The following is a 25,975-nucleotide window of genomic DNA, read 5'->3' on the forward strand; positions in this document are numbered from 1 at the left end:
CCTCGATTCCACTATCTCAGCGCCGGCGGGGGCCGCAACCGGGAGCACCGGCGGCCGCTCCGGCGGGGATGTCGTCGCGGAACTGGTCCGCCTCCGTGAACACGAACCCGTCCGCGGGCTCGCCGAGTCCCTCGGTGATCATCCGGGGAAGGTTCCGGCGCCAGAACAGGCTCTCGGAGTCGAGGTACACCTGGTGGCCGTCCAGGTGCCGCTTCGGGCAACCGCCCCAGCAGACGGGCAGGAACGAGCACCTGGAGCAGCTCGGCAGGCGCGTCGGGTCGAACTCCGCCCACCACGACCGGTCGGGGAAGCTCTCCGGCTCCGGCTCCGGCTCCGCTCCGGCCTGCGCCGGCGGGAGCACCGTCAGCGGGAGCGCCTTCATCGGAAGCGCCGCCAGCGGGAGCGCCGCCAGCGGGAGCGCCGCCGTGGGGAGCGCCCTCAACCGGCCTACGGCACGGTGCTGCTCGCCCACCTGAAGACCGCAGCGGTATTCCAGCCCGTCGGCCCCGACGACGGCCGAGCCCTCCGCGAGGGCTCCGCACACGGACGTCTTCGGGTGCGGGAATCCGCCCACGATGTCCTGGGTGTCCCGGGCCTGCGGCGGAAGCATGCTCCTGGCCGTCTCCTCCAGCGCGGAGAACTCCTCGGTGTCCAGCTCGTGCGGGCGCAGGAAAGCCGAACGGTCCGAGTACCCGGACACCCTGGCCACCGCCAGGACGCAGCGGAAGGGGCCGTCGAACCAGCCGCGGGCCGTCGCGAACCGGATGAACGGCGCGAGGTCGCCGGCGTTGCCGTGGTCGGCGTTGAACCGGACGTCCACCCGGGTGTGCCGGACGAGCACGTCCACCAGGTCGGCGGCCTGCTCGAAGGAGGAGTGGTCGTCCTCCCGGCGGTACCCCTGCCGGTACCGCCGCCTCCGGTCGTGGTTGTCCTTCATTCCGTCGAACGTGATCTGCACCTCGCGGATCCTGTGGCGCCCGACGAAGGACGCGGGGTCCTCGGGCCACCGGGTGCCGTTCGAGACCACGGAGGCGTGGTAGGCGATCCCCTTCTCGCGGCAGTACTCCTGGAGCGCGATCGACCCGCGCTCCAGCGCGTCGATGTTCATCAGCGGTTCGCCGCCGTACCAGTCCACGTGCAGGGACTTCCTGTGGTCTCCCAGCCGCTGCGCCGCGAGGGCGACGAGCATGTCCGCGTCGTCGAGACGGAGCGCGTCGGAGGAGCGCGACTCGTAGCAGTAGTAGCAGCCGAGGTTGCAGTCCATGGTGGTGGTCACCAGGAGGACGGCCGGGGCGTTGCCCCGGGCCGCCCAGTACCGCTCCCGCACCTCCGCGACCTCGTCGAATTCCGGGTCCACCAGGAACCCGTTCCGGCGCAGCCGCGCGGTGAGCCGTTCACCGAAGGAGTCCGGGGCGACCAGCCGGCGGTTCCCGCTCAGCAGCGCCGTGGCCTCCTCGGCCTGCGGTCCGTCGAACTTCATGACGCTGCCGGTACTGGTGTTGAAGAGGGCGTAGCCCTCGGTCAACGGCACTCGCAGGGTGTACCGGGAGGTGGCGAGAGGGGCGGTCATGCCGTCTACTCGGTTTCCAGGATGGCCACGCAGGTCGAGCGACTGCCGCACAGCCGCGCGGGGCTGAGGGTTCTCCCGCTGGAGGTCTCCTCGGCGATGTCGCTGAGCTGCGAGTCGACGATCGTGGCCGTGACGATCTCGTACGTCTGCCCCGGGGGCACGTGGACCTGTGGGTCGGTGTCCTCCGAGGCGATGAGGCGGACCTTGGCGCGTGGTGCACGGTCCTTCGGCATGCTGCTCCCCTTCCTGGGCGCGGGCCGGTCACCGTCGCCGGCCGCCTGTGGACGGAGGCGGTTCCCGCTCCGGTGCCGGCCTAACCGCCCGCGCCCGCTGCCGGAGTGATGACAGCGCGGGAGCGAACGCCCGGCTGCCGGTTCATCGCGGAGCGCCGGTGCCCGGCAGTTCGCGCCGGGTGCGCAGCGGCGAGAAGAAGATCGGTACCCAGACCGTGGCGAGTCCGGCGGCCCCGGCCCACAACGCGGTTCGGACGGAGGCGAGTTCGCCCAGCAGGCCGGCCAGGGCCGCGCCGATCGCGAGTGAGCCCGTCAACAGGACGCGCATGGTGGCGTTCATCCGGCCGAGCAGGTGGTCGGGGGTGACGCTCTGCCGGAAGCTGACCTGGATCACGTTGTCGACGCCGATCTTGTACGTGGTGATCAGCCAGGCTCCGGTGGCGAGCCAGAGGGCCGGTCCTCGGGCGGCCAGAGCCAGCAGGGCGCCGAACGGTGCGACGGCCAGGCCCACCGACCACAGCAGCCGCCCGGCGCCGAACCGGCGGGCCGACCAGCGGGCCGACATCGAACCGATGAGCACGCCGAGACCGCCGACGGCGAAGAACAGGCCGATGACACTGCCGGAGAGGCCGAGCTCCCGGGCGAACAACACCGGCACCATGGTCTGGCACAGCTGGACGGACAGGTTCGTCAGTGCTCCGGCGAGCGCGACGGCCCGCAGGATCGGGTCACCGAGCACGAAGCGCAGTCCCTCGCGTATCTCGCGGCCGAGCCCCGTGTCGGGCCGGTGCCGCGGACGCGGCTCCGGCCGGCGGATGCGCAGCAGGAGGAGCGCCGACCACAGGTAGCCGACCGCGTCGACCACGATCGCCGCCGGGGCGGAGAGCAGGGCCGTGAGGAATCCGCCCGCGCTGCGCCCGCCGATCTGGGCGAGGGCGTCCACCGTCACCAGGTGGGCGTTGGCCTGGGTGAGCCGGTGGCGCCCGACCAGGTCGGGCAGTTGGGTCAGCGTGGCCACGTCGAAGAAGACCGTGGCCACGCCCGTCAACAGCACCACCAGGTAGAGCTGTTGGATCGTCAGGCAGTCGAGCGCCCAGGCGGCCGGCACCGACCCGAGGAGGGCGGCCCGGACCAGGTCGGCGGCGATCATCACCGGCCGCTTGCGGATCCGGTCCACCCAGGCCCCGGCCGGCAGGCCGATCAGCAGGAAGGCGAGGGTGCTCAGCGTCGCCAGCAGGCCGACCTGTCCGGGCGAGCTGTGCAGGGCCAGGACGGCGGTCAGCGGTATCGCGAGGGCACTCACCGCGGTGCCGAGCTTGCTCACCGCGGCGGCGCCGACGAGCAGGCGAAAACCCGGGTCCCGCAGGACCGAAGGAGACGGATCGGGGGTGGTAGCGGCCGTGTCCGGCCGCTGGGGAAGATCGGTGCTGGTCATGAGCCGAGGTTCCCGCCGCACCGGCCGGCGGGCGAGGAATTTAGGCTGTACTGAATCCCGGGCCGCCGGCCGCTGGGTCCTCCGCCGTCGAGGGGGCATCGTGCTGGATCTGGCGTTCTCCGTCCGCGACTTGGCCCGCACCAGGTTCACCCTGTCGCCGCTGTGGGAAGTGGTGGCCAGCGTCAGAGTGCTGAAGCATCCGGCCGAGCACCCGCTGCACCGCGCGTGGAGCGGCGAGGCCGGACGCCGGCTGGCCGCCTCGGGGCTGGACTGGCGTCTGCTCGCCGATCTGGTCCCGGATCCGCCCGGGTCGATCCCGATCTTCCTCGCGCCGCCGCCGGCGGGCCCGGCCGCCGATCTGGAAGGCGAGTTGGCCGTCCTGCGTGCCACGCCCGCCGAGCAGGTCCGGTCGGGCCTCGGCGCTCCGCGCGCGCCGCGTTCCGAGCGCGTCGACCGGCTGCGCGGCGATCCGCGCCGCGGCCTCGCCGAACTCGCCGACCTCATCGCGTCGTACTGGGAGATCGCGCTCGCGCCGTACTGGCCCCGCATGCGCTCGCTGCTGGAGGGGGACGTGCTGCACCGTGCCAGGCTGTTCGCCGAGCACGGGGCGGACCGACTGCTGGGCGACCTGGGGTCCGTCGTGACCTGGGACGACGGCACCCTGCGCGTCGGGCACCACTACGTCCACGGCAGCCGGCGGCTCGGCGGGCGCGGCCTCCTCCTCGTGCCGTCGGTGTTCGTCTGGCCCCGCGTCTTCTCCGTCGTCAGCCCGAACTGGCAGCCCACCCTGCGCTATCCGCCGCGTGGGGTGGCCGCGCTCTGGGAACGACAGGTCACCGTCCCGCAGGCCCTGGCAGCGGTCGTCGGCCGCTCCAGGGCCCGGCTGCTGGCCGACCTCGACACGCCCGCCTCGACGACCGAGCTGGCCCGCCGCACCGGGATCACGCCCGGCGGGGTCTCCCAGCACCTGACCGCCCTGCGCACCGCCGGCCTGGTCGACGCCCACCGCAGCGGCCGGTACGTCCTGTACGTGCGCACCGAGGCGGCGGAGGTCCTGCTCGCCGCAGCGGACGGACGGCGTGACGGTGCGCAAGCGCCGCCTTCGCCCCGGAGTCCTCCTCGTTGAGGACTGGCAGGAGCGTCCGGTGCGCGGGACGACCCACCAGGGTCTCGGCCGTCACGACGAGGACGCCTTCACCGGCCTCCGCCTGCCGGGCCCGGGCCGTCTCACGATCCGTCCCATATCCCCAGGCGCTTGAGCCGACGCTGCCGGAGCCGCTCCGAGGTCGCGGTGAGGCCGAGGATCAGCCACGTGGCCAGCCCGCCGATCACGACGAACAGGGGACTGTCGGTCTCATCACCCGACACCAGCCACAGGAAGAGCGTGAGGGGCGCGGCCACCCACAGGCCGGCCTGGACCGGGTGCCGGCCCGCCCACTTCTGGAACCTGGTCGGACGCCGTTGCCCGCCCAGGACCTTGTCGAGAGCCCACAACCCATCAGCCAGAGACCGCCGCCATGTCGCCATGGCAGAAGGGTAGGGCCGCTGCGCGGCGGCCCCACCGCCACTCCCGTCACACTCCGCAGGCTCATCCGACGCCCCCCGAGACCGGGTGACCGGCCTGGTCCGAGCGCGAACCGAGAACGGCCGTCGGCCGGACGGGTGGCGGGCAGGGGGTGGACGAAGCACGGGCGCAGGGCAGTAGGGTGCGGCGCTGACGGGTTGACGGAGTGTCGGCAGCGACACGGAGAGGCGTGAGGAACTCGGCGTGACGTACGGAGATCAGGGCTCTTTCCCACGGAGCCCCTACCCGCGGGATCCCCGCCAGTGGCCGCGACCGGCCGGAGTCCCGCTGTGGCAGCGGTTCCGGGGCGAGGAGTGGCCCACCCTGCGGGAGTTGCTGGCGCCCGCGCGGCGGGTGGCCAGGTGGTGGGCCCTGGTGCCGCTGCTGTTCTGCCTGTGGCCGTTCCTGGTCTTCCTGACGCTCTATCCGATGGCCAGGTCGGCGCGGCGGCTGGCACGACGGGTGTTCATCGTGCCCGGGCCCCGGGGGATCACCGACGAGGTGGTGCTGCGGGTGCAGCGGATACGGGGGTGGCTGGCGCTCGGGGCGGCGCTCGTGGTGCTGCTCGTGTACGGGACGGCGGACGACTGGGACCAGCTCGACGACCAGTTCGAGACCCGGCTGACGGTCACCCCGTTGCTGGTGCTGGTGACCGCGCCCGTGGTGGTCAGGGTGCTGTTCCGGCTCGCCGGGCCGGCCGCGCGCCCGGCCATGCGGGCCCAGGTGCGGCCGGCGGTCCTGATGGCTTCGCAGTACCTGGGCGCGTGCGCGGCGGTGCCGGTGCTGCTGTGGCTCGCCGGTCAGGCGCAGGGGTCGGTCCAGGGGCTGTTCCTCGGGCCGCTGTTCAACCTGCTGGTCCTGGCGTTGCCGATCTGGGTGCTGATGTTCGTGGCCTTCGCCTCGCCGACGGTGGTTCGCACGGCCTTCACCATGGACCGGGTGCACCCGGTGTTCCCGCCCGTCCTGACCGGCGTCCTGGTCTGGGAACTCGCCCTGATCGGGCTGGTGTTCGGCGGCCTGCCGCCCGGCCCGCCGGCCGTCCGGCTGGCCGCCGTGGTCGGCGGGCCCGCGACGGTGACCGCGGTGGCGTGGTGGGAGGTGCACCGGCTCCGGAGCCGCTTCGGGGTCTCCCTGCGCGGGCGGGCGACGGCCGGGAGCGGGCGGTAGCCAAGCCGGCGGCGGTCTCGGGACCCGCGGCGGTAGCGGGCCGGGCACGCCCCGGAGATCGGGCGGACAATCGAAGGCATGGGCGGAGCGGACCGGTTCGACACCCTCGGTGACATGTACGAGGAGATGTTCCTCCTGCCCTGGCGCCGACACCTGGAGTCGTTCAGCGTGTTCGCCGCACTGGGCACGGTCACCGGCCGCAGCGTCCTGGACATCGGGTGCGGTACGGGCCTGTACAGCCGGGAGCTCAAGCGACGCGGCGCGGCGCGGGTGGTCGGGTACGACGTCTCCGGCGGCATGCTCGACGTCGCGCGGCGGGCCGAACGCGACGAGCCGCTGGGCATCGAGTACACCGAGCGCCGCGACCTCGTCGAGGACGGCGCCTTCGACGCGTGCCTGGCCGTGTACGTCCTGCCGTACGCGGAGGACTACGGAGCACTGCTCTCCCTGTGCGCCCTGGCATCACGGACCCTGCGCCCGGGCGGCCGGTTCGTCACCCTGCCGGTGAACCCGGACTTCCACGGCGAGCGCACCTACTACGAGCGCTACGGCCTGCGCCTGGTGGAGACCGAGTCGCGCCACGACGCCTCGCGGGTGACGCTGGAACTGTGCTTCGGCCGCTACGACGAACGGATCACCGCACGGTACTGGAGCCGGGCCACCCTGGAACGGGCCCTGCGCGAGACGGGCTTCGCCTCGATCTCCTGGCCCGCCTTCCGGGTCTCAGGGGAAGGAACCGCCCGCCACGGCGAGGACTTCTGGCGGCCGTACCTCGCCTGCCCCCACGCGGCGATCATCAGCTGCACCAGGACCTGATCCCGGAGAACCCGACCCCCGGAGCCCGATCCCAGAGACACCACCATGGCGACCACACCACGGGACCACCGCCGCCCCGGCCCGATCGAGGCAGGATTCCCCCCGTCCCCCGCGGCGGTCGACCCCGCGCGGTGGGACCGGCTGATCGGCCCGGACAACTTCTACAACAGCAGCGCCTGGGTGCGCGCGCTCGAACTCGCCCACGGCGACACCGGCGCGCTCACCGCCGCCTCCGGCGGCCGGCTGCTGGGCGCCCTGTCCGTCTGGCCCGGCGAGAACGACGAACCCGGGCTGTTCCACCTGCCCACGCTGTTCCCGGACCTGGCGGCCGCCCGGTCCGCGCGATGGCTGTGGCTGGGAGCCCGGCGCTCGACCTACAACGAACTGGTCCGCACCCGCGGCGAGGACCGCGACCGCGCCCTGGAAGTCCTGCTGGAAGGGGCGCTCCGGCTGGCCCGCGACCGCGGCCTCGACGGCGTGGTCCTGCCCTACCTGGCCGCCGGCGACGCCCGTGAGCTCACCCGGATCCACCCCCGGGCCGTCGTCCTGCTGCACGACGCGGACGCCAACGTCGCCGTCCCGGCCGGCGGCTACGCCGAGCAGTCGGCGCGGATGAGCCAGCCCGACCGCACCCACCGCCGGGCCGAACGCCGCACCTGCGAGCGCGGCGGCACGACCGTGGAATGGCGGCCCCTGGCCCACGGGGACGTCGCCCGGCAGGCCGCGGCCCTGGTGACGCAGACCCGTGCCCGGCACGGTGGAACCACCGACCCCGCCTGGATGCTCCGCTCCTTCGCGGCCCAGGCCACGACGGGCGTGCTGGACCGGGCCGTCGGCTGCTTCGCCGTCCGCGACGGCCGCCCCGTCGCCGTGAACGTCTGCTACACCCACCACGACCGGCTCTACGGCCGCTACTTCGGCTTCGACTACCGCGCCGCCCAGCCCCGGAGCGAGTACTTCGTGCTCTGCTACCAGGCCCCCGTCGACTACGCGGCCGCCGGCGGCTTCCACCGCTACCGCCTGGCCGTCTCCGCCTGGCAGATCAAGATCCGGCAGGGCGCCGTGCTCTCCCCGCTCGCCGCCGTCGTCCTGCCCCTGCACGGGCGGTTCTGCGACCGGCGGACGGCGGCCCGGCACAACGCCCGCACCGCCCGGCTCTGGACCGGCCGGTGCGCCGCCCGCCCCTGGGCCCTGGCACCCGAGTGGAACGGCTGGGCCCAGGACGGCCCCGACGCTCCCGCCTCCGGCTGACCGCCGCCGACATCGGAAGGAGACCCGCCGTGCTGCACCTGGTCTACCTGATCCAGCCCACGCCGGACGCGGAGACGGACCCGCACGCCTTCTGGGAGTGGGTCCGCGCCCGCGAGTCCTGGTACTACGACGGACTCGACACCGTCCTGCGCACCCGGTGGGCGGTACGCACCGTCGGCGCCCACGTCCACACCATCGAACACACCGTCAGCTTCGCCGACGAAGCCGGCTGGGGCCGCTACCGCCGCCAGGTCGCCGACCGCGGCCGCGACCCGGCCTGGGAACACCGCCGCACCGAACAGACGCGCTGGTGGACCCTGCTGGACGCCACCCTGCTCAGCGACCCCCCGGTCCCCCTCGGCTTCGACCGCACCCCCGCACCGGGACGCACCCCGTGACCGGCACCGACGAACTCCTGCGCCGCAGCGGGCACCTGCTCACCCACGCCCGGTTCATGACCCTGGCCACCACCGACGGCACCGAACCGTGGGCCTCCACCGTCAACTTCGTGCCGCTGCGCGCTCCCGGCGCCCCCTTGCGGCTGCTCTACTACTCGCTGCGCACCGCCCTGCACTCCCGCAACATCGGCTGCCACCCCCGCGTCGCGGGCTCGCTCTACCTGACCGGCCTGCCCGGACTCGGCCTGGACGGGGCCCAGTTCACCGGCACCTGCCGCGCCACCGACGACCAGGGCGTGGCGGAACACCACCGGCTCTACTACGAGTTGAACTTCCCCGACCCCGCCGTGCGGAGCGAATGGCTCCTGCCCGCATCCGACTTCCGGGGTTCGGGCCCCCGCCGCTTCTACACTGTCGAGGTCGACCGCTGGTGGCTGTTGGACATCGACCGCTGGCTCGTCGACAAGCACGACCAGCGCGTCGAGGTCCCCCTCCACGCCCTCACCGGGCCGGGCTGAGCCACCTGGCGCACCGCCGCCCTCCCGCCGTCACCCGCGACGGTGGCTTCCCCGCGTTGCGGGGGCGTCCCCCGGAGCGCCCCTTCTACCGTTCGCCGCATGCCGCCGCACGCCGCCCGCGCGGCCAGGGAATCGAGGACCACATGACGTCGGCCGTGAAGAGCAAGAAGTTCAACACCCTGTTCGACTGGTTCGACCTGAACGGGGACGGACAGCTGTCCCAGGAGGACCTGCGCGGCACCGCCGACGTGTTCGCCCGGACCGCGACCAGGGACGACCAGGCCACCATCCGGGCCCTGCACGACGCCTTCGCGCGCTGGTGGGACCTCCTGCTGGAGCACGGGGACACCGACGGCGACGGACAGGTCTCGCGCCAGGAGTTCCTCACCGTCATGAAGGCCGACGTGACCACGCCCGCGCACTTCGAGGGCACGGTGCTGGCGATCGCCGACGCCCTGCTGAACGCCTACGACACCAACGGCGACGGCGTCCTCAGCAAGGAGGAGTACGTCCACATGTACGAGCAGCTGGGCGTGCCCCGCGTGCACTCCGAGCAGGCGTTCCCACGGCTGGACCGGGACGGGAACGGGGTGATCAGCCTCGACGAGTTCCGCGAGGCGATCATCGAGTTCTACCTCAGCGACGACCCCACCGCGCCGGGCAACTTTCTCCTCGGACCGATCGGCTGACGGCCGGCGCGCGGCAGCGTGCGCCGGCGGCTCCCAGCTGGATCGGCTGATGAGAGCCGACACGGGCCGACCCGGTGTCAGGAACGGGTACGGCCCGCCGGTTTCACCAGTTCCGGCCCCGCGACCGGATCCGGTCCCGCGCCGCTACTCGTGGCACAGGGTCTCCGGGCGCATCAGCCGCAGGAGCTGCGGCAGGCACACCGCACCGGGTGTCGGCCGCCGTACGCGCTCCCCTTGTACGGCGGCCGACGGCGTTCCGGAGCGGTCGCGGGTGGCTGGACCTCGGGTGGTTGGACCTCGGGCGGGGGCGTCGGGCGGGGGGGGCGTCAGGGTGCCGGGGTCTCCGTGCCCTCGACGCCGGCGAGCAGTTTGCGCAGGAGCCCGTCCAGGGTGGCCCGTTCCTCGCCCGAGAGGGCGGCGAGCAGCGCGGTCTCGTTGGCGGCGTGGTCGGTGAAGGCGGCGTCCACGAGGGCGCGTCCGGCCGCGGTGAGGGCAATGCGGACGCTGCGCCGGTCCGCCGGGTCGGTGCGGCGTTCCACCAGGCCCGCCGATTCCAGCCGGTCGATCCGGCTGGTCATGCCGGCCCGCGACATCAGCAGCAGCGCGGCGAGTTCGGAGGGCATCAGTTCGTACGGCGCGCCGGAGCGGCGCAGGGTGGCGAGAACGTCGAACTCGCCGCGCTGGAGGCCGTGTTGCTTGAACACCTCTTCGACGACCCGGCCGGCGAGCAGCGCGAAGCGGCCGAGGCGGCCGACGGTGCCGACCGCCGCCAGGTCGAGGTCCGGGCGCTCCCGGCTCCACTGGTCGAGCATGACGTCCACGTGATCCATGGGGGAATGTTATTCGATGGGAGATAGTTAGACGTAGTACTATCAGCCAAGGAACTATCGGAGTGCTCACCGTGGGGAGAGACCAATGACGTTGATCGGACCGGAAGCCGTGGTCGTGCGGGGCGACGAAGCCGAGACCGTCTCGATGCTCGGCGGCCAGGGGCGGCTGCTGGCGGACTCCAGCGCCACCGGCGGCGCCCTGAGCACCCTGCGCGTCACGCTGGGGCGTGGCAAGGACGGCGCCACCCCGCACTACCACGGGGGCTCCTCGGAGCTGTTCTTCGTCGTCGACGGCTCGGCCCAGGTGCTGGTCGGGAACGACGTGGTCACCGCCCGCAGCGGCGACCTCGTGGTGGTACCGCCCCACCTGCCGCACGCCTTCGCGGCCGCGCCGGACTCCGGGGCGGACCTGCTGATAGTGATCACCCCCGGCGTGGAGCGCTTCGACTACTTCCGCCTCCTGGAGCGGATCCGCGCGGGCGAGGCGACGGTCGAGGAACTGCTCGCCAAGCAGGACCTCTTCGACAACCACTTCCTGGAGTCGCCGAGCTGGCGCGACGCCCGGGACGAAGCCGCCCGGTCCGAGCCGTAGACCGCCCGGCACCGAGCCCGGCCCGACACCAGGAGAAAGAACCCCGTGACCGACACCCGCACCATCACCAACCCGCCCGGCCTGCACGACCCGACGCCGTTCGGCTACAGCCACGCCGCCTCCGCACCCGGCGAACCGGTGTTCATCGGCGGCCAGTACGCCTCCGACGCCCACGGCCAGGTCGTACCCGGCGACTTCACCGCCCAGGTGGAACTCGCCCTCGCCAACCTGCGCACCGCGCTCGCCGGGGTCGGCCTCAGCTTCCAGCACGTGGTCCGGCTCGGCTCGTACATCGTCGACCACGACCCGCAGAAGCTCGCCGTCCTCGGCAAGGCCCTGGCCGGGGCCTGGGGCGACCGGCTGCCCGCGCAGACGCTCAGCGGGGTCGCCTCGCTCGCCCTGCCCGGGATGCTCTTCGAGATCGACGCGGTCGCCGTCCGACCGACAGCGGAGGCAACCGACTGACTTACCCGCAGGGGTCCCACCCGCCGGCGGGACCCCTCGCCGCACCGCCGCCGTTCGAACCGAAACGGACCGCCCACACGGCCCGGGCCACTCACACGGCCCGGGCCGCCGCCGGTGGAACCGCCCTGCGCGCAGGTCGCGGAGCCGGCGACGGACCGAGGTGGCCCGGATGGGACTGCCCATCGCCCGCCCCTGTCGCGCAAATGCCAAGAGCTTGTCGGGAAAAGACGATACGGCCGCCCGCGAACCACGACAGTGGACCCATGACCACACACCGCACCGACGTCCTCGTCATCGGCGCCGGAGTCGCCGGCATCGGCGTCGCCTGCCGCCTGCGCCGGGACCTCCCCGGCCGTGACTTCGCGATCCTGGAACGCCGCCCCGGCATCGGCGGCACCTGGGACCTGTTCCGCTACCCGGGCATCCGCTCGGACTCCGACATGTTCTCCTTCGGCTACCGGTTCCGCCCCTGGAACGGGACCAGGGTGCTCGCCGACGGCGAGTCGATCCGCGACTACGTGACCGCCACCGCCCGCGAGTACGGCGTGGACAAGGCGATCCACCACGGACTGCGGGTGCTGGCCGCCGACTGGTCGAGCGAGCACCAGCGGTGGACGGTGACCGCGCTGCGCGAGGCGACCGGCGAGCGGGAGACCTGGGTCTGCTCCTTCCTCGTCACCTGCACCGGCTACTACGACTACGACCGGGGCCACCTGCCCGAGTTCCCCGGCGCCGAGCGGTTCGAGGGCCTGCGGATCCACCCGCAGCACTGGCCGCGGGACTTCGACCACACCGGGAAGCGGGTCGTCGTGATCGGCAGCGGCGCGACCGCCGTCACGATCGTCCCGGCGCTGGCCGACAGGGCGGCTCACGTGACGATGCTCCAGCGCTCGCCCTCGTACGTCTTCTCGGTGCCCTCGGTCGACCGGATCACCGCCTGGCAGCAGCGGTTCCTGCCCGGTCCGCTGGTCGCCAGGATGACCCGCCGACGCAACATCGGCCTGCAGCGCGCCCTCTTCCGGACCGCCCGGCGCTTCCCCCGCGCGACGCGCCGGATGCTGCTGGCCGGGGTGCGCCGGGCGGTCGGCCCGCGCATCGACATGACCCACTTCAGCCCGGCCTACGACCCGTGGGACGAGCGGCTGTGCGCCGTCCCCGACGGCGACCTCTTCCGGGTGCTCCGGGAGGGCCGCGCCGACGTCGTCACCGACACCGTCGAGACCTTCACCCCCACCGGCATCAGGCTCGCCTCCGGCCGGGAACTCGCCGCGGACGTCGTCGTCACCGCCACCGGTCTGAACCTCCAGGCCTTCGGCGGCGCCACGATCAGCGTCGACGGCGAACCGCGCGACCTGCACGACGTCTGCACCTACAAGAGCGTCATGCTCGAGGGCATCCCCAACCTGGCCTGGGTCTTCGGCTACACCAACGCCTCGTGGACCCTGAAGGTCGACCTCGCCGCCGCCTACCTGGTGCGCCTGCTCAGGCACCTGGACGCCACCGGCCGCACCGTCGCCGTGCCCGTCGACCACGCGGCCAACGCGACCGCCGAGGGCGTGGTCGACGAGCTGACCTCGGGCTACATCCGGCGGGCGAAGGACGTCATGCCGCGCCAGGGGCGCGAGTTCCCCTGGCGGATGGTGATGGACTACCACCACGACCGGAAGGTCCTGCTGTCCGACCCGATCGAGGACGGCGTCCTCGCCTTCGGCGGGCCCGGGAGTGCGCGTCTTACCGGTCCGTGACGCCGCCCCGTGTCGACCGGCCGCGGGCCCGGTCGGACGCTAGCGTCGGCGGCATGAGAATCCTGGTCACCGGCGGTGCCGGCTTCATCGGCGCGTCCGTGGTGCGCGCCCTGGTCGCGGCCGGCCATCACGTGCGCGTCCTGGACGCCCTGCTGCCCGCGGTCCATCCGACCGGGAACCCGCCCGCGCTGCCCGCGGGTGTCGACTTCCGGCGCGGGGACGTCCGGGACGCGGCGACCGTCGAGGAGGCGCTCGCCGGGGTGGACGCGGTCTGCCACCAGGCGGCGATGGTCGGCCTGGGACTGGACCTCCAGGACGCACCGCGGTACGTCGGCTGCAACGACCTCGGCACGGCGGTGGTCCTCGCCGCGATGGCGCGGACCGGCGTCCGACGGCTGGTCCTGGCCGGATCCATGGTGGTCTACGGGGAAGGGCGCTACCACTGCGCGGAGCACGGCGAGGTGGCACCGGGGCCGCGGCGGCCCGCCGACCTGGACGCCGGACGGTTCGAGCCGCCGTGCCCGGTCTGCGGCGCTCCCCTGCGGCCGGGCCTGGTCTCGGAGAGCGCACCCGCCGACCCGCGCAGCGTCTACGCGGTGACCAAGCTCGCGCAGGAACACCTCTCCGCCGCCTGGGCACGCGCCTGCGGCGGAACAGTGCTGACGCTGCGTTACCACAACGTGTACGGCCCCGGGATGCCGCGCGACACCCCGTACGCGGGGGTGGCGTCGCTGTTCCGCTCGGCCCTCGCCCGCGGCGAGGCGCCCCGGGTCTTCGAGGACGGCCGCCAGCGCCGGGACTTCGTCCACGTCGAGGACGTCGCCGCCGCCAACCTCGCGGCACTGACGGCCGTGGGCGACCGGCCGCCGGGCAGCGTCCGGGCGTACAACGTGGGCAGCGGCGAGGTGCGCACCATCGGTGAGATGGCGGCCGCGCTGGCCGCGGCCCACGGCGGTCCGGCGCCGACGGTGACCGGCGAGTACCGGCTCGGCGACGTACGGCACGTCACCGCCGACTCGAACCGGCTGCGCGCCGAACTGGACTGGCTGCCGCGCGTCCCGTTCGACCGGGGCATGGCGGAGTTCGCCGCCGCACCGCTGCGGGTCTGAGGTCAGCTCCGGGCCGACGGCAGGGCGATCTCGAAGCAGCAGCCGCCCGCCACGTTGTGGACGCGGGCCCGCCCGGCGTGGGCCTCGACGATGCCGCGGACGATGGCGAGGCCCAGGCCGGCACCGCTGCCGCCGGCCTCGGGCCGGTCGGACCGCCCGCCGGGATCGGCCGGCCTGGGCGTGCGGGCCTCGGTGCCACGCCAGCCGGTCTCGAAGACCCGGGTCAGGTCCTGGGCGGGGATGCCCCCGCAGCCGTCGGTGACCGAGAGCAGCACCTCGTCCGCCTCCCGCCGCGCGGAGACCGTGACCACGCCGTCCTGAGGGGTCGAGCGGATCGCGTTGACCAGCAGGTTGCCCAGGACCCGGGTGATCTCGCGGCTGTCGACCTCGACCGGTTCGGGCTCCACCTGCCGGCCTTCGAGCCGGACGCCGCGCTGCCGGGCCAGCGCGTGGGCACCGGCCAGCGCGTCGTCGACCAGGTCGTAGACGGAGACCCGGGAGAGCGAGAGGGCGAGCCTTCCGGCCTGGATGCGGGAGAGTTCGAAGAGGTCGTCCACCATCCCGGTGAGCCGCTCGACCTCGGTGCGGATCCGCCGGAGGTAGCGGTCCGGCTCCTCGGCGACGCCGTCCTCCAGCGCCTCGGCCATCGCCCGCAGCCCGGCCAGCGGGGTGCGCAGGTCGTGGGAGATCCAGGCGACCAGCTCCCGCCGGGACTGTTCGAGGGCCTGTTCACGGCCCCGGGATTCGGCGAGACGGGCGCTGGTGGCGGACAGTTCCTCGCTCAGCTGGGCCAGTTCGCGGCCCAGCGGGTGGACGGGCGCGGTGAAGCCGGTGTCGCTGCCGACGGTCCGGGCGGCCGCGGTCAGGGCCCGGCTGCCGGCGACCACCTGTCGGCCCAGCAGGGCGGCGGTGCCCAGGGACACGACGGCGGCCATGGCGAGCACCGTTATCACGACACCGAGGTCGTGGGCGGAGAGGAACATGGCCTGCGCGACGGCGAAGGTGCCGGAGACGACCGCGAGCACGGTGACGACGGCGACGCAGAACAGCGAGAGCGCCATCGAGCGCCTGCGTAGCAGCCGGACGGCCGGCCAGCCGAGCAGGCCCGCTCCGCCGGCGCCGAGCGCGGCGAACAGGGCGATCAGCAGCAGGTCCTTCACCCGCGGTCCTCCTCGGCACCGGGCACCGGGTCGTAGCGGTAGCCGACGCCCCACACCGTGCTGATCATCCGCGGGGCGGCGGGATCGTCCTCGATCTTCTCGCGCAGGCGCCGCACGTGGACGGTGACGGTGGAGAGGTCGCCGAAGTCCCAGCCCCAGACGCGGGCCATCAGCTCCTGGCGGGAGAACACCGTCCCGGGGAACCGCAGGAGGAAGGCCAGCAGGTCGAACTCCCGTGCCGTCAGGGACAGTTCCCTCCCGGAACGGTGAGCGCGACGGGCCGGCCCGTCGACGGTGATGTCCCCGGAGCGGACGGGCCCGGCCGGGGCGCCCGTCGCGGGTGCCGCCACGCGCGAGCGCCGCAGCACCGACTGGACCCGCAGGACGAGTTCGCGTGGACTGAACGGCTTGGTGACGTAGTCGTCGGCGCCCAGCTCCAGGCCGAGGACGCGGTCGGCCTCGTCACTCCTGGCGGTGAGCAGCACGACCGGCAGCTCCCCGCCGGCGGCCTGGCCGCGCAGCCGCCGCAGCACCTCCAGGCCGTCGATGCCCGGGAGCATCAGGTCCAGGACCACGAGGTCCGGCTGGTGGGCCCGGGCGAGGGCGAGCCCCCGCGGACCGTCGGCGGCGTGGTCGACGTGGTGGCCGGCCCGGGTGAGGTAGCCGGCGACGACCTCGGCCACGGTCGGGTCGTCGTCGATCACCAGGATGCGGCCGGCGGCCGACGGCCCGGCGATGGCGGAGGACACGTTGGCGGAGGGCTCGTTCACCCCGCCGAGAATAGGCGCCGGGCGCCGGTGCGGACGCCGCCGCCGTCCCCCCGTTCGACCTCCGTAAGATCCTGGGCCCCGTCCGCACACCCGTCCGCACACCGGTCCGCACCGGTGCGGCCCCCGACGGCTCCCCGGTGGGCCGTCGGCGCGACGTTCGGCTTCCGTAAGGCTGCGGCACCACCGTCCCGGGCCGACACGCCCTTAGCGTGGCCGACGTGACCTCCGCTACCCCTCGTTCGTCCGGTGTCGATGTCGTCCTGCCCTGCCTCGACGAGGCCGAGGCGCTGCCCTGGGTGCTCGGGCGCATCCCGCCCGGCTGGCGGGCCATCGTCGTGGACAACGGTTCGCGGGACGGCTCGGCCGAACTCGCCCGATCGCTCGGAGCGACCGTGGTCGAGGAGTCCCGGCGCGGGTTCGGCGCCGCCTGCCACACCGGGCTCCTCGCCGCCACCGCCGAGCTGGTCTGCTTCCTGGACTGCGACGGCTCGCTCGACCCCGCCCAACTCCCCCGGGTCACCGCTCCGGTGGCCGACGGCACGGCGGACCTCGTCCTCGGCCGCCGCCGGCCGGTGAGCACGGGCGCCTGGCCCGTGCACGCACGGCTCGCCAACACCGTGCTGGCCCGCCGGCTGCGGGCCCGCACCGGCGCCCCGCTGCACGACCTGGGCCCGATGCGGGCCGCCCGACGGGAACGCCTGCTGGCGCTCGGCCTGGGCGACCGCCGCTCCGGATACCCGCTGGAGATGGTGCTCGCCGCCTCGGCCGCCGGCATGCGGATCACCGAGACCTCCGTCGACTACCTGCCGCGCGCGGGCCGTTCGAAGGTCACCGGCACGGTGCGCGGCACCCGGCAGGCGATCCGGGACATGCGGGCCGTGCTCGCCGCCCCGCCGCCCACCCTGCTGGTCATCGCCAAGTCGCCCGTACCGGGCCGGGTGAAGACCCGGCTCACCCCGGCCTGCACGCCCCAGCAGGCGGCGGCGCTGGCCGAGGCCGCGCTCTCCGACACCCTGCACACCCTGGCCACCGTGCCGGCCGGGCGGCGCCTGCTGGTCCTGGACGGCGAACCGGGCCGCTGGCTGCCGCCCGGGTGGCAGGTGCTTCCGCAGAGCGGCGGCGGACTGGACGCCCGGCTGGCGGCGGCCTTCGGCCACGCGGCCCGGCTGGCCCCGCACGCGCCCGCGCTGCTGGTCGGCATGGACACCCCGCAGCTCAGCGCGGCCACCCTGGCCGAGCCGCTCTCCCCGGCGGGCCGGGCCGGAGCCGACGCCTGGTACGGGCCCGCGACCGACGGCGGCTTCTGGGCCCTCGGCCTGGCCCGGCCGACCGAGGACCTCGCCCGCCGGCTCCTCCTGGGGGTGCCGATGTCGACCCCGGACACGGGGCGGGTGCTCCTCGACCGGCTCGGGGCGGCCGGCCTGACGGTGCGCACCCTGCCCGAAGCCACCGACGTGGACACCGTCGAGGACGCCCTGCTGGTCGCCTCCCAGGCGCCGCGGAGCCGGTTCGCCGCCCGCCTGCGCTCGTTCCGCACCGTCCCCGAGGTGGCGGGTTGACCGGCACCTCGACGGCATGGATCGACGACCCGTTCGCCGACGCCGTCCGCACCGGACGCGGTCCGCTGTGGCTGCGCGGCGACGACGGACGCCGGATCCCGCTCGACATCGAACGCTGGTGCGCCCCGGCCGCCGGCGGCGACCACAGCCTCCTGATGCGCTGCTTCCACCTGTCCGCGCCGGTCGTGGACCTCGGCTGCGGACCCGGCCGACTCGTCGCCGCGCTCCTCGCCGTGGGCGTCCCGGCCCTCGGCGTCGACGTCACCCCGGCGGCCGTCGCCCGCACCCTCGGCCTCGGCGGCGCGGCCCTCTGCCGCTCGGTGTTCGACCGGCTCCCCGCCGAGGGCCGCTGGGGTGCGGCCCTGCTGGCGGACGGCAACCTCGGCATCGGCGGGAACCCGGAGGCCCTGCTGCGGCGTGCGGCCGAACTCATCGCGCCGGACGGGCTGTTGCTGGTGGAGGTCGAGCCGCGCGAGGTCGACGAACGCGTCACCGTCCGGGTCGAGGGCCCGGACGGCCGGCTCGGCCCGCCCTTCGCCTGGGCACGCCTCGGCGCCAGGGCCGCCGCACGACGGGCCCACGGCGCCGGGCTCGTCGAAGCGGAACGATGGACCTCCCACGGCCGACGCTTCCTCACCCTGCGCCGCCGCACCGCGCCCGCCCGCTGAGAACCAGTGACTGAGAACTCGTGATCGAACGAAGGGCAGCCACCCGTATGACCACCATCGAAGAGCGGATCATCAGCCACATCTCCGAGAAGCTGGGGCCGGGTCACGACATCGCCGCGGACACGGACCTCTCGTACGTGCTGGACTCCACGGCCGTCATGGAGGTGGTGGTGTGGATCGAGGAGGCGTTCGGCTTCTCGGCCGAACTCGACGAGATCAACCCCGACAACTTCGGCTCGCCCGCCCGCCTGGCCCAGTGGGTTCGCCGGAACGTCGAAGGCGCTGCCACCTAGCTCGGCCGCCGGTCAGTTCCCGGCCCCCGCCACGGCGGCGACCCGCCCTGTACGGCGCTGGCGCAGCAGCGGGACCAGGAGGACGACGCACAGGGCCGTGCCGTAGGCGAACTGCTGCGCCACCGGGCCCTGCACCAGGTAGAGCGCCTGGCCGGCGGCCGGGACGGCCAGCCACTCCCAGCGGCCGTCGAGCGCCACCAGCGCGACCACCAGGAGCCCGTACCAGGGGTAGGAGGGCGCGACCAGCAGCAGCGCGGTGCCCGTCACCAGGAGCGCGCCGGCCCACGGCTCACTCCGGTCGCCCCGGCGGAGGACCCGGACCGCCACGGCCGCCAGGACGAACGCCGCCGCCCACGGTGCGAGGCGGTCGGACAGCACCAGCCTCAGCAGCCCGAACCGGTCGATGTGGCCCTGCTCGTAGCCCTCCTCCTTCAGGTAGCCCGGCAGGTAGCCGAGGACCGAGGCGCCCGAGGCCACGACGTACGGGAGGTAGGACAGGGCGAAGGCGCCGAGCGCGGATCCGACCAGCAGGACGTCCTTCCGGGAAGGGCGCCGGGCGGACAGGCCCGCCAGCGCGCCGGGGAGGACGAGGGCCGGCAGCAGCTTGGTCGCGACCGCGCCGCCGAGGAGGAGCCCTCCTCGCACGGCCCTCCCGCGCGCCGCGCAGCCGAGCCCGGCGACCGTCAGCAGGGCTCCGAGCGTGTCCACGTGCGCGTCGTTGACCGCCCACACGGCCACGCCGGGGAACCACCCCCACAACGCGGCCCGCCACCGCTCCCGCCCCACTCTCAGCAGCAGGGCGGTCGTCGCCACCGCCAGCACCGCACCGCCGGCCTGCACCCCGCGGACCCCGTCGCCGAACGGGTGCAGGACGACGAACCAGACCTGTGCCACCGGCGGATAGATGGTGTGCACGGCCGGCCGGTTGATCCGGGTGCAGTCCCCGGCCGTGGTGCGCCGCTCGTCCCAGCCCGTGCAGCCGTCACCGACCGGGAAGAGCCCCGGGTCACGCAACCGGGCCAGCGCCGGATCGTCCGGGGTGTGGGCGTAGGGCGAGATCCCGGCCGCCTGGACCCGGCCGTCCCAGACGTAGCGGTAGGCGTCGTCACTGGTGCGGGGCGGGGCCAGCAGCCCGACGGCGGCGACGGCCACGGCGCCGGCCAGGACCAGCGGCGCGACCAGCCGACCGCGCACCCCGCGCAGCAGCACCACCGCGACCGCGAACAGGGCCGTGTCGAGGAGGTACCAGACGGCGAGCGGCACGGAGCCGCCGTCGGTGACGGTCAGCGCCAGCGCGGTGACCAGGGCCGCGAGCGCGAGCGCGCAGGACGGAACGGTACGGTCGATCATCCTGTCCAACCTCCCACTGATGAGGCCTCACGGCCCCGGCGTTCCCTCGCCGGGGTGGGGCGTCAGACGCCGGGGACCCCCGGAAGACCGGTCGTGAGACCGTCCAGGGCGTGCGGGCAGGGGCACTCGCGCACCAGCGGCAGCCGTTCCACCGCCTTGAACAGCACGGCGCGCAGCCGGTCGACGTTGCGGGCGAACTCCTTCAGCACCTCGCCGTGGGTGACGCCCGCGCCGCTCTCCACCCCGGCGTCGAGATCCGTGACCAGGGCCAGCGAGGCGTAGCAGAGCCCGAGTTCACGGGCGAGGACGGCCTCCGGATGTCCCGTCATGCCGACCACCGACCAGCCGTTGGCGGTGAACCAGCGGGACTCGGCGCGGGTGGAGAAGCGCGGGCCCTCGATCACCACCAGCGTTCCGCCGTCGACGGGCTCCCAGGCCGCCTCCCGGGCGGCGTCCAGCGCCGCCTTCCGCCCCGCCGGGCAGTACGGGTCGGCCATGGACACGTGCACCACCTCCGACACCGTGCCGTCCGGCAGCGGCAGGCCGTCGTAGAAGGTCTGCGGGCGCCCCGAGGTCCGGTCCACGAACTGGTCGGGCACCAGCAGCGTGCCCGGCCCGTACTCCGGGCGCAGCCCGCCCACCGCGCACGGCGCGACCACCTGCCGCACGCCCAGCGTGTGCAGCGCCCACAGGTTGGCGCGGTAGTTGATCCGGTGCGGGGGAAGCCGGTGGCCGCGCCCGTGCCGGGGCAGGAACGCGACCCGGCGGCCGGCCGCCTCTCCCACGAACACCGCGTCGCTCGGTTCGCCGTACGGGGTGTCCACCCGTACCTCGGTCACGTCGTCCAGCAGCTCGTAGAGCCCGGAGCCACCGATGACGCCCACCTCGGCGCTCGGCGGGACGTCCTGGTCGACCGTCATCCCGGTCCACCTCTCTTCTCGGGAACAGCCTCCCGGCCAACTCTAGGAACGGACCGGGCCGGAACCGGGGCACCATGCCTTACGGATCACGAACGTCCCCGCGCCGCCGGCTCGCGGCGGGGCTTGTGCGACCGTCCCCGCCGGGCCGTCGCGGCGAGCAGGAAGAGCGCCGAGACGGCGAAGAACGCCGCGGTCAGCAGCAGCCAGCGCCCGAGGAAGACGTCCGGGTCCAGGCCGGTGGCGGAGCGGTACCCGGGGACGCGACGCAGGACGAGCGGGTACCAGACGACCAGCAGCAGCAGCGAGAGGAACGCGGGGACGCGGACGTAGTTGACCGCCGGCATCCGGTGCGTACCGCCCGCGGGAGCCTGGCGGACACCCGTCAGGGCCTGGGCGGCCCGGTCGGTGAGCGTGTAGAGCGGCAGCAGGACCAGGTCGTGGAGCAGCGCGGCCCCGACGAACCAGATCACGACGCCGAGCGGATCGCCCTTGAGGAGGCGGATCCCGGCGTACAGGGCCAGGGCGAAGGAACACAGGAGGAGGAGCAGGTGCAGGGGGGATGCGCCGTAGCGCTCGCGGAGGCCGCTGCGGCGCTTCATCCGGTGGCTCCGAAGGTGAGGCGGGTGACCCATTTGGTGTTGTGGACACCGGGGTTGGCGGGAACGATGATCCGGGCCGGGTAGCCGTGGTCGGGCGAGAGGTCGGCGCCGTTGACGCGCAGGGCCAGCAGGGAGCGGGCGTCGCGGACCTGGTTGTCGCGCAGGACGGTGGAGGCGAAGGACCCGCCGCGTTCGACGGATTCCACGAAGACGTCCGGTGGGCTGTCGGTCAGGCCGACGAGCGCGGCCAGCTCGGTCAGCCGGACTCCGGTCCAGTCCTGGTCGGGGGTGGACCATCCCTCGACGCAGGCGATGGGCAGGGCCGCGGTGGTCTGCGGCAGGCTCCTCAGCTCATCCAGGGTGAGGACGGCTTCCCGGCCGGGGCCGCGGACGGTCAGCCGCCAGTCGGGGCCGATGTCGGCGGGGCGGATGCCGACGGCGGCGGCGGTCTTGTTGATCTGGAAGCCGTTCGGGCCGTCGCCGGGCTCCTGGCCGTGCGGGGCGAGCAGCGCGGTCCTGCGCCACCATCCGCCGATGCTCTGACCGACCGTCACCGCGAACAGCGCGAGGGAGCCCGCACCGACCAGCGCGAGGGCTCCGCGCCGGGAGAGGGTCGCGGGGGCGGGGCGCGGGGAGGCCAGACCGGTGTCGTCGGGCGGCTCGGGCAGCGTGTCGGCGGCACCGGTGCGCAGTTCGGTGCGCAGGCGCCGGCTGCGCAGCGCCCGGACCATGACCGGGACGCGGAACACCACGTGGACGACGAAGGCGCCGATGAAGACCCAGGCACCGTAGTAGTGCAGGGTGTAGAAGGAGCCGGGGAAGATGTAGTGCAGCTGGATGTTGAGGATGCCGGTGGCGAACTCGAACAGCGCGCCGCCGACCAGGAGCAGGAGCGACAGGCGCTCGACCGCCTGGGCCAGTGAGCGGAGCGGGGGCCAGGCGAAGAGCTTGGGGATGACCGACCAGAGCTTGGCCAGCAGCACCGGGACCAGCACGATGCCGAGGGTCACGTGGATCCCCTGGTTCAGCCGGTAGAGCCAGCTGGGGCTGGTGGGCCAGGAGAAGAGGTAGAAGCCGAGCCAGCCCTTGTCCGGGGTCTGGTCGTTGACCGCGGCGAGGTCGGGGTTGTAGGCGGCGTAGGACAGCAGCCCGGTCACGAACACCACCGTGATCCCGGGCAGCAGCACCAGGCCGAACACCGAGGTGAGCCAGGGGCCGCGCAAGGGGCTGCGCCAGAACTCCGGGCGGGCGGGCCCGGGCGGGGGGCCTGCGGCGGGCGCGGCACGCAGGCGGGATCCCCTGGCCTTGGGGGCTGTGCGCGTCGGCGCGTGGGGGGCCGGTCGCCGTCCCTCCGCGGTGTGGTCGCGCGGCGGCGCCGGGGGCTGCTCGGGCTGCTCGGGCTGCGGGAGCGGTGGTGGAGGTCCGGCGGCCGGCTTGCCCGCGGAGGGCTGCGGTGCCGGGACCGGCCCGGGCTCCCGCTCGGGGCCGGGTTGGGGGCGGTGGGGTCCGTCGGCGTCGTCGTGGGCGTTCAGGGTGGCGCTCCTTCGCGGGTGCGTGCGGAGGCGGGTTGGCCGCGCTGACACGACCGTATGCCGCAGATCACCCATGAAGCAGCAATCAACTTATTACGGAATTTCAGGTCGCCGTCGGTCATCGAGGAAGCATCCGGCGGCTCGCCCCATGGATTTGACTACATGTCAGATCATCCTCAGTCGTGGCACCGTGACTCGGCCGTCCGAACCCCCGCGCCGGCAAGGCGCAGCAACCGGTCGCGGAGCGCCGCGGTCACGGGCGGACGGCCGCTGTCCCGCGCCTCGAACGAAGGCCTCGCGACCGACATCCGGTTCGTCGGGATCCCCGACGCCGGCCACTTCCTGTCGGAGGAACAGCCGGAGCTGCTGAGCCGCGAACTGATCGGCTTCTTCAAGACTCACGCGGACGCGGCACCCGCCAGGCAGCCGGTCATTTGAGTTCGACGAAGTCGATGTGGGTGTCCGTCGTTCCGATGTTCTCGCCGACGTGGGTTCGGGCCGGCAACCGGTTCGCCTCAGGTGCCCGTGTCCGCTCGACCTCGATCACGGTGTCGCCTCCTCGGTCATGCGGCATCGGAAGGTGCTCAGGACGATCATGACTCTGTCGGGGTGGCGGTGGAGCCCGGTCTTGGCTCCGGCCGTAGGCGGCCGGCGACGGCGGCGGGCGGGGCGATGACGACCGGCGGCGGACCGCCACGCGCGGCGACAGCCCCGGGCCTCCGACACTGCCGCGATCAAGAACGAGGCGCAGCCTGACGCCGCCGACCGGCCCCGAACCACGATTGCGCCGAACGTGGACGTACTGGTCGTACAACCCCTGGTCAGCCGAATGAAACCGTTGCTCGGACGGGGCCGCACGAACCCGTACGGGTGACTGGGATCAGCGCCTCCACCGGGTCCTACGCGACCCTGACCACGTACTTGCCCCGGACGCCGCCCGCCTCCAGCGCCCGGTGTGCCGCTGCCGTCTCCTCCAGGGGGAAGACCGTGTCCACCGCGGGGCGCAGCTTGCCCTCGGCCACGTGGCGGGCGAGGTCGTCGAAGTCCGCCCGCTTGGGGTCACCGCTGAAGAAGCGGACCCGGCGGTGTCCGTGGACCGTGCTGGCCGCGACGTAGCCGAACGTCGCGGCGGGCCGTTTCGCGTCGAAGGCGAGGGCGACCATGCGCCCGCCGGGGGTCAGCAGGCGCCGGAAGACCCGCAGGTCGGTCCCCACGGCGTCCAGGACCACGTCGAAGCGGCCCAACTCGGCCGAGCGCACGGTCCGATGGTCGACGGCCCGGTGCGCGCCGAGCCCGCGGACGAAGTCGAGGCTCGCCGCGCGGGCGAGGGCCGTGACCTCGGCGCCGTACGCCCGTCCGAGCTGGACGGCGGCGTTGCCGACACCGCCGGCCGCGCCCCGGACGAGCAGTCGTTCGCCGGGGCGCAGCCCGGCCTTGTCCCGCAGGGCGGTGATGACGGCGGTGGCCACGGGCAGCGCGGCGGCGTCCACCGGGTCGAGGCCGTCGGGGAGCCGGCCGACCCGCTCGGCGGGCACGGTGACGTACTCGGCGGCGCTGCCGAACCCGGAGGTGCGGCCCAGGACTCCCCAGACCCGGTCGCCGGCCGCCAACCGGGTGACTCCGGCTCCCGGTGCGGCGACCTCGCCGGTGAAGTCCAGGCCGACGCGCTTGGGGAACGTCCGGCCGCTCAGGAGGCGGAGACGGCCGGCCCGGACGGCCAGTTCGCCGCCGTTGACGCTGAACGCGCGCACCTTCACGAGGACCTCGCCGCGGGCCGGCTCGGGGCGCGGCACGCGGCCCGTGTAGAGCACGTCGGGGCCGCCGTAGCGGTCGTAGAGCACTGCCTTCATCATGTGGTCGTTCATCGTTCCGCCTTTGCCGCCGGGGGCCGCAGGGATCTGGCAGCGACCGTAGGCTCTCAAGTGGACGCAATCGTCCGTTTCGACCGGAAGCGAGAGACAGTGATGGCGGAATCCTCTCGGATCACAGCCCGGGACGGGGCGCGGGCGGACGCCCGGCGCAACCGGGAGCGTGTCCTCGTCGCCGCGCGTGCGGTCTTCGCGGAGCACGGGATCGACGCCCCGATGGCGACCGTGGCCCGTCGGGCCGGGGTCGGCGTGGCGACGCTGTACCGGCACTTCCCGACCCGGGACGCCCTGGTGCGGGGCGCGTTCGCGCGGCAGATGGAGACCTGCTCGCGGGCGCTCACCGAGGCGCTGGCCGCCCCCGACCCGTGGCAGGGCTTCCAGCAGCTGGTCGAGACGGTCTGCGCCCTGCAACGGGAGGAGCGCGGGTTCCCGGCCGCGTTCGTCACGGCCTTCCCGGACAGCACGCCGGAGCACGCGCCGTCCCGGCGACGAGCCGAGCGGGACCTCACGACCCTGGTGCGCAGGGCCCAGGCCTCGGGCGCGCTGCGGGCCGATTTCCATCCTTCCGACCTCACCGTGGTCCTGCTGGCACACTGCGCCCTGGTGACCGCCCTGCCGGACGACGGTGCGGCGTCCCGCCGCCTGGTGGCCTACCTGCTCCAGTCGTTCCGCGCCGACGCGGCCAGCGGACCGCTGCCTCCGCCGGCCGCACTGACACTGCGCAACCTCCCGATGGCAACGGACAGTTCGCAGCGGCAGCGGCACCCCAGGGGCTGACACGAGACGGCACCCGCACCTCCACCGGCAACCAGGATCTGTCTGGCCGTCAGCAGGCGCCGGCCCGCTCGCCGGACCGGCGCCTGCTGACGGATCC

27 protein-coding genes and 2 pseudogenes are annotated in these 25,975 nt (G+C 73.9%); 17 read left to right on the forward strand and 12 right to left on the reverse strand.

Annotated features, from left to right (window positions below; translation table 11 throughout):
- Positions 1 to 16: 16 nt before the first annotated feature.
- The 3 genes from ACWDCZ_RS21570 to ACWDCZ_RS21580 all read right to left on the reverse strand — a co-directional run bounded on the left by ACWDCZ_RS21570 (position 17) and on the right by ACWDCZ_RS21580 (position 3,238).
- On the reverse strand, positions 17 to 1,570 hold the full coding sequence (locus ACWDCZ_RS21570; RefSeq protein ID WP_449816686.1) for a radical SAM protein: 1,554 nt from the start codon (positions 1,568 to 1,570) through the stop codon (positions 17 to 19).
- Between the two features lie 5 nt (positions 1,571 to 1,575).
- A complete protein-coding gene (locus ACWDCZ_RS21575) occupies positions 1,576 to 1,803 on the reverse strand; it encodes a hypothetical protein (protein ID WP_388051022.1) in 228 nt (75 codons plus the stop codon).
- Between the two features lie 142 nt (positions 1,804 to 1,945).
- Complete coding sequence (locus ACWDCZ_RS21580; protein WP_449816687.1) at positions 1,946 to 3,238, reverse strand: MFS transporter; 1,293 nt, start codon at positions 3,236 to 3,238, stop codon at positions 1,946 to 1,948.
- 100 nt (positions 3,239 to 3,338) lie between these two features.
- On the opposite strand from ACWDCZ_RS21580, the gene ACWDCZ_RS21585 reads away from it, so the two are divergent.
- The gene (locus tag ACWDCZ_RS21585) at positions 3,339 to 4,364 is read left to right on the forward strand and encodes a DUF5937 family protein (RefSeq protein ID WP_449816688.1); all 1,026 of its coding nucleotides are present in this window, start codon (positions 3,339 to 3,341) and stop codon (positions 4,362 to 4,364) included.
- Between the two features lie 101 nt (positions 4,365 to 4,465).
- Here ACWDCZ_RS21585 and ACWDCZ_RS21590 read toward each other — a convergent pair whose 3' ends face one another.
- Entirely contained in the window at positions 4,466 to 4,765 is a 300-nt protein-coding gene (locus ACWDCZ_RS21590) for a hypothetical protein (RefSeq protein ID WP_449816689.1), read from the reverse strand.
- A 370-nt stretch (positions 4,766 to 5,135) separates the two neighbouring features.
- Between ACWDCZ_RS21590 and ACWDCZ_RS21595 the strand changes: the two genes are divergently transcribed.
- From ACWDCZ_RS21595 to ACWDCZ_RS21620, 6 genes are all read left to right on the forward strand, one after another.
- Positions 5,136 to 5,969 (forward strand): hypothetical protein, encoded by an 834-nt coding sequence (locus tag ACWDCZ_RS21595; RefSeq protein ID WP_449816690.1) that lies wholly within the window; start codon positions 5,136 to 5,138, stop codon positions 5,967 to 5,969.
- A gap of 78 nt (positions 5,970 to 6,047) precedes the next feature.
- Positions 6,048 to 6,785 (forward strand): class I SAM-dependent methyltransferase, encoded by a 738-nt coding sequence (locus ACWDCZ_RS21600; RefSeq protein WP_387973192.1) that lies wholly within the window; start codon positions 6,048 to 6,050, stop codon positions 6,783 to 6,785.
- A gap of 45 nt (positions 6,786 to 6,830) precedes the next feature.
- Complete coding sequence (locus tag ACWDCZ_RS21605) at positions 6,831 to 8,036, forward strand: GNAT family N-acetyltransferase (protein ID WP_387973195.1); 1,206 nt, start codon at positions 6,831 to 6,833, stop codon at positions 8,034 to 8,036.
- A gap of 29 nt (positions 8,037 to 8,065) precedes the next feature.
- Complete coding sequence (locus tag ACWDCZ_RS21610) at positions 8,066 to 8,434, forward strand: hypothetical protein (RefSeq protein ID WP_049650457.1); 369 nt, start codon at positions 8,066 to 8,068, stop codon at positions 8,432 to 8,434.
- Positions 8,431 to 8,952 (forward strand): pyridoxamine 5'-phosphate oxidase family protein, encoded by a 522-nt coding sequence (locus ACWDCZ_RS21615; RefSeq protein ID WP_198959389.1) that lies wholly within the window; start codon positions 8,431 to 8,433, stop codon positions 8,950 to 8,952. Before ACWDCZ_RS21610 ends, ACWDCZ_RS21615 begins: the two co-directional genes overlap by 4 nt.
- 143 nt (positions 8,953 to 9,095) lie before the next feature.
- Positions 9,096 to 9,641, forward strand: coding sequence for an EF-hand domain-containing protein (locus ACWDCZ_RS21620; RefSeq protein ID WP_387973198.1), 546 nt, complete (start codon positions 9,096 to 9,098; stop codon positions 9,639 to 9,641).
- A 326-nt stretch (positions 9,642 to 9,967) separates the two neighbouring features.
- Here ACWDCZ_RS21620 and ACWDCZ_RS21625 read toward each other — a convergent pair whose 3' ends face one another.
- Positions 9,968 to 10,471, reverse strand: coding sequence for a MarR family winged helix-turn-helix transcriptional regulator (locus ACWDCZ_RS21625; RefSeq protein ID WP_387973201.1), 504 nt, complete (start codon positions 10,469 to 10,471; stop codon positions 9,968 to 9,970).
- A gap of 85 nt (positions 10,472 to 10,556) precedes the next feature.
- On the opposite strand from ACWDCZ_RS21625, the gene ACWDCZ_RS21630 reads away from it, so the two are divergent.
- The 4 genes from ACWDCZ_RS21630 (at position 10,557) to ACWDCZ_RS21645 (ending at position 14,382) form a co-directional block, all read left to right on the forward strand.
- On the forward strand, positions 10,557 to 11,063 hold the full coding sequence (locus ACWDCZ_RS21630; protein WP_449816691.1) for a cupin domain-containing protein: 507 nt from the start codon (positions 10,557 to 10,559) through the stop codon (positions 11,061 to 11,063).
- 45 nt (positions 11,064 to 11,108) lie between these two features.
- On the forward strand, positions 11,109 to 11,528 hold the full coding sequence (locus ACWDCZ_RS21635; protein ID WP_449816692.1) for a RidA family protein: 420 nt from the start codon (positions 11,109 to 11,111) through the stop codon (positions 11,526 to 11,528).
- 263 nt (positions 11,529 to 11,791) lie between these two features.
- Positions 11,792 to 13,273: a flavin-containing monooxygenase gene (locus tag ACWDCZ_RS21640; RefSeq protein WP_449816693.1), complete on the forward strand. Its 1,482-nt coding sequence runs from the start codon at positions 11,792 to 11,794 to the stop codon at positions 13,271 to 13,273.
- 53 nt (positions 13,274 to 13,326) lie between these two features.
- Entirely contained in the window at positions 13,327 to 14,382 is a 1,056-nt protein-coding gene (locus ACWDCZ_RS21645; protein WP_449816694.1) for an NAD-dependent epimerase/dehydratase family protein, read from the forward strand.
- Positions 14,383 to 14,384: 2 nt separating this feature from the next.
- Here ACWDCZ_RS21645 and ACWDCZ_RS21650 read toward each other — a convergent pair whose 3' ends face one another.
- Complete coding sequence (locus ACWDCZ_RS21650) at positions 14,385 to 15,542, reverse strand: sensor histidine kinase (protein WP_449816695.1); 1,158 nt, start codon at positions 15,540 to 15,542, stop codon at positions 14,385 to 14,387.
- A 5-nt stretch (positions 15,543 to 15,547) separates the two neighbouring features.
- Positions 15,548 to 16,312 (reverse strand): annotated as a pseudogene (locus ACWDCZ_RS21655) (response regulator transcription factor); the annotation flags it as partial.
- Between the two features lie 209 nt (positions 16,313 to 16,521).
- Between ACWDCZ_RS21655 and ACWDCZ_RS21660 the strand changes: the two are divergent.
- The 4 genes and pseudogenes from ACWDCZ_RS21660 to ACWDCZ_RS21675 form a co-directional block, all read left to right on the forward strand.
- A pseudogene (locus ACWDCZ_RS21660) lies at positions 16,522 to 17,214 on the forward strand (glycosyltransferase family 2 protein); the annotation flags it as partial.
- Positions 17,215 to 17,412: 198 nt separating this feature from the next.
- A complete protein-coding gene (locus ACWDCZ_RS21665) occupies positions 17,413 to 17,871 on the forward strand; it encodes a TIGR04282 family arsenosugar biosynthesis glycosyltransferase (RefSeq protein WP_449816710.1) in 459 nt (152 codons plus the stop codon).
- Complete coding sequence (locus ACWDCZ_RS21670; RefSeq protein ID WP_049658826.1) at positions 17,868 to 18,539, forward strand: methyltransferase domain-containing protein; 672 nt, start codon at positions 17,868 to 17,870, stop codon at positions 18,537 to 18,539. The genes ACWDCZ_RS21665 and ACWDCZ_RS21670 overlap by 4 nt, the downstream gene beginning before the upstream one ends.
- 47 nt (positions 18,540 to 18,586) lie before the next feature.
- Positions 18,587 to 18,832, forward strand: a complete 246-nt coding sequence (locus ACWDCZ_RS21675; RefSeq protein WP_449816696.1) for an acyl carrier protein — start codon at positions 18,587 to 18,589, stop codon at positions 18,830 to 18,832.
- A gap of 12 nt (positions 18,833 to 18,844) precedes the next feature.
- On the opposite strand, the gene ACWDCZ_RS21680 is transcribed toward ACWDCZ_RS21675, so the two are convergent.
- The 4 genes from ACWDCZ_RS21680 to ACWDCZ_RS21695 form a co-directional block, all read right to left on the reverse strand.
- Complete coding sequence (locus tag ACWDCZ_RS21680) at positions 18,845 to 20,182, reverse strand: glycosyltransferase 87 family protein (protein WP_449816697.1); 1,338 nt, start codon at positions 20,180 to 20,182, stop codon at positions 18,845 to 18,847.
- 62 nt (positions 20,183 to 20,244) lie between these two features.
- Positions 20,245 to 21,102, reverse strand: a complete 858-nt coding sequence (locus ACWDCZ_RS21685) for an S-methyl-5'-thioadenosine phosphorylase (protein WP_449816698.1) — start codon at positions 21,100 to 21,102, stop codon at positions 20,245 to 20,247.
- An 86-nt stretch (positions 21,103 to 21,188) separates the two neighbouring features.
- The gene (locus ACWDCZ_RS21690) at positions 21,189 to 21,701 is read right to left on the reverse strand and encodes a hypothetical protein (protein WP_416875397.1); all 513 of its coding nucleotides are present in this window, start codon (positions 21,699 to 21,701) and stop codon (positions 21,189 to 21,191) included.
- Positions 21,698 to 22,990 carry a molybdopterin-dependent oxidoreductase gene (locus tag ACWDCZ_RS21695; protein WP_449816711.1) on the reverse strand — a complete coding sequence of 431 codons (1,293 nt, stop codon included), beginning with the start codon at positions 22,988 to 22,990 and terminating at the stop codon, positions 21,698 to 21,700. Before ACWDCZ_RS21695 ends, ACWDCZ_RS21690 begins: the two co-directional genes overlap by 4 nt.
- Positions 22,991 to 23,290: 300 nt before the next feature.
- On the opposite strand from ACWDCZ_RS21695, the gene ACWDCZ_RS21700 reads away from it, so the two are divergent.
- A complete protein-coding gene (locus ACWDCZ_RS21700; protein WP_449816699.1) occupies positions 23,291 to 23,671 on the forward strand; it encodes an alpha/beta fold hydrolase in 381 nt (126 codons plus the stop codon).
- A gap of 461 nt (positions 23,672 to 24,132) precedes the next feature.
- On the opposite strand, the gene ACWDCZ_RS21705 is transcribed toward ACWDCZ_RS21700, so the two are convergent.
- A complete protein-coding gene (locus ACWDCZ_RS21705) occupies positions 24,133 to 25,098 on the reverse strand; it encodes an NAD(P)-dependent alcohol dehydrogenase (protein WP_449816700.1) in 966 nt (321 codons plus the stop codon).
- A gap of 99 nt (positions 25,099 to 25,197) precedes the next feature.
- Here ACWDCZ_RS21705 and ACWDCZ_RS21710 point away from each other — a divergent pair, with 99 nt between their 5' ends.
- The gene (locus tag ACWDCZ_RS21710; RefSeq protein ID WP_449816701.1) at positions 25,198 to 25,878 is read left to right on the forward strand and encodes a TetR/AcrR family transcriptional regulator; all 681 of its coding nucleotides are present in this window, start codon (positions 25,198 to 25,200) and stop codon (positions 25,876 to 25,878) included.
- The last annotated feature ends 97 nt before the right edge of the window (positions 25,879 to 25,975 follow it).

The sequence above is a fragment of the Kitasatospora sp. NPDC001225 genome (assembly GCF_053597855.1).